This is a genomic window from Pseudomonas sp. HMSC063H08 (assembly GCF_001813645.1).
Lineage (GTDB): Bacteria > Pseudomonadota > Gammaproteobacteria > Pseudomonadales > Pseudomonadaceae > Pseudomonas > Pseudomonas aeruginosa.
Genome location: NZ_KV813539.1, coordinates 1 through 386 on the forward strand (window position 1 = coordinate 1; position 386 = coordinate 386).

At 65.8% G+C, this 386-nt stretch carries 1 pseudogene; it reads left to right on the top strand.

Annotated elements, in window-relative coordinates:
• A pseudogene (locus HMPREF2924_RS22450) lies at nt 1-386 on the top strand (class I SAM-dependent methyltransferase); the annotation flags it as partial.

Here is a 386-nt window from a genome sequence, read left to right on the forward strand (position 1 = left end):
TGGTTGAGCAACCACTTCACCGGCCTGCGCATCTACGCAGCCGCGGATCCTACCTTCAAACAGGTGGTGATCTTCGGCATCCGGGTCCGTCGACAGGACCTGGCCCGGGCGGACGCCAATCAGGTGAGGTCTCGCCTGCAGGCGATCGGCGCGGGCCAGGAAAAGGCCGAGGAAATTCCAGCGGCTTGGCCGTGGGAACCCTATGTGGTTCTGCCGGCCACCAGCGAGCTGGAGCACTTCTATCGAGTAACCCTGGAGCCGGAGCAGTTCGCCGGCGAGATCCAGCGGCTGCGAGGTCTCTGGCCTGACTTCAACCTGCACTTCGCGCAAGCGGGGCTGCAGCCCCGCCCACCAGTCCGCGAGCTGTCTCGCTGGCACCTGGCCCT